The organism is Paracraurococcus ruber, assembly GCF_004353985.1.
Taxonomy (GTDB): domain Bacteria; phylum Pseudomonadota; class Alphaproteobacteria; order Acetobacterales; family Acetobacteraceae; genus Paracraurococcus; species Paracraurococcus ruber.
Genome location: NZ_SMOA01000523.1, coordinates 1 through 1,920, shown reverse-complemented (window position 1 = coordinate 1,920; position 1,920 = coordinate 1). Strand labels below are relative to the sequence as shown.

Here is a 1,920-nt window from a genome sequence, read left to right as displayed (position 1 = left end):
CGGCGGCGCAGCTGGCGATGCTGCTGGAGGGGCTGGACTGGCGCACGCCGACGCCGAGCTGGAAGCCCGAGATCGCGGTGTAGGCCCTTGCGCCGACGCGGCGGCGTCTGGGACGATTCCGACGTGACGCCGCATCCCGACAGCGTGCTGCCCGAGGATCCCGCCGCCCTGGTGGCGATGGTCGCGGCGCTGCGCGGGGAACTGGCCGAGGAGCGTGCGGCACGTCGTGCCGCAGAGCTCGGCCTGCAGGCCAAGACGCTGGAGGCGGAGCGGCTGCAGGTGCAGATCGCGCGCCTCCGGCACGAGCGGTTCGGGCGTTCGTCGGAGCGCCTGGCGGGCGAGGTCGAGCAGCTGGAGCTGCGGCTCGACGAGGTGCTGGCCGACATCGCCGCCGCGGGTGGCACCGATGACGCCGAGAACGAGACGGCCAGCGCCGAGGTGCCGGAGAAGGTGCGGCGCCGTGGCCGCAAGCCGCTGCCGGAAACCTTGCCGCGACGGGATGTCGAGCACCTGCCCGCCGCGGGCTGCGCCTGCCAGTCCTGCGGCGGCGCGCTGCGCAAGGTCGGCGAGGACGTGACGGAAATCCTGGAGTATCGCCCCGGCCGGTTCGAGGTGGTGCGCCACATCCGGCCTGCATTCTCCTGCCGGACCTGCGAGGCGATGACGCAGGCGCCGATGCCCGCGCTGCCGATCGAGCGCGGCAGGCCGGGCCCCGGGCTGCTGGCCCATGTGCTGGTCTCGAAATACTGCGACCACCTCCCGCTCTACCGTCAGACGGAGATCTACGCCCGCGACGGGCTGGACCTGCCGCGCGGGCTGCTGGCGGGCTGGGTCGGCAGGTCGGCCGCGCTGGCCGAGCCGATGGCGGCGTTCATCGGCCGCCATGCCCTGGCCGGACCCCGGCTGCATGCCGACGACACGCCGATGCCGATGCTCTCGCCGGGCCGCGGCAGGACGCAGACAGCGAGGTTCTGGGCCTATCTGCGCGACGATCGGCCATTCGGTGGAACCGACCCGCCCGCGGTGTTCTACGAGTTCACGCCGGACCGGAAAGGCGAGCACCCGCAGCGGCGCCTGCGTGACTTCCGCGGCATCCTCCAGGCCGACGCCTATCCGGGGTTCAACGCCCTCTACGAAAGCGGCCGGGTGGTCGAAGCGGCGTGCTGGACGCATGCACGGCGCTACTTCCATGACGAGTTGCTGGCCAACGGCAGCCCGCTTGCGCGCGAGGCGATCGAGCGCATGCAGCCGCTGTTCGCCATCGAGGCGGAGATCCACGGCCAGCCGCCGGAGGCGCGCCTTGCCGCCCGCCAGGCGCGCGCGGCACCGCTGATGGCCGATCTGCACACCTGGCTGGAGGTGACGCTGCGCCGCATCTCTGGCAAGTCGGACCTGGCCAAGGCCATCCGCTACACGCTGGCGCAGTGGACCGCGCTGACAGCGGTGCTGCGCGACGGCCGTGCCTGCCTGCACAACAATGCCGCCGAGCGGCAGATGCGCCCGCTTGCCCTCGGCCGGAAGAACTACCTGTTCGCCGGGTCGCTCGAAGGCGGCAGGCGAGCAGCCATCATATACACCCTGATCGGCACCGCCGAGCTCAACGGCTGGGACCCGCAGGCCTATCTGCGCGTGCTCCTCAGCCGCATCGCCGACCACCCGATCAACCGCATCGGCGATCTCGCGCCCTGGAGCCTGCGGCCCGACACGATCTGAGCCGCGTCAAGCCGCCACAGCCGCAGCCGCAGCCGTCAGTAGACGCTTACGTCCGTCCTGCGGGCCTGGCGGCGCAAGCTACGGCCGTTAGAGTCCGTCCGGGATCATGTTCTGGTTTGGCAGAGCCTTCGCAGCATGAGGCGGACGGAGGCCCAGCGCAGGAAGCACAGGCCTGACCGGTTCAGGCACTCCCAGTCCTTGGCGAGC

1 protein-coding gene is annotated in these 1,920 nt (G+C 71.7%); it reads left to right on the top strand.

Going from position 1 to position 1,920, the window contains the following annotated elements; translation table 11 throughout:
* Window positions 1–177 precede the first annotated feature (177 nt).
* Window positions 178–1,713, top strand: a complete 1,536-nt coding sequence (gene tnpC / locus E2C05_RS31430; protein ID WP_133223530.1) for an IS66 family transposase — start codon at window positions 178–180, stop codon at window positions 1,711–1,713.
* The last annotated feature ends 207 nt before the right edge of the window (window positions 1,714–1,920 follow it).

Bases quoted from the DNA above. Each gene is read 5' to 3' on its own strand.
- tnpC (WP_133223530.1), top strand. From the start codon at position 178: ATGGTCGCGGCGCTGCGCGGGGAACTGGCCGAGGAGCGTGCGGCACGT.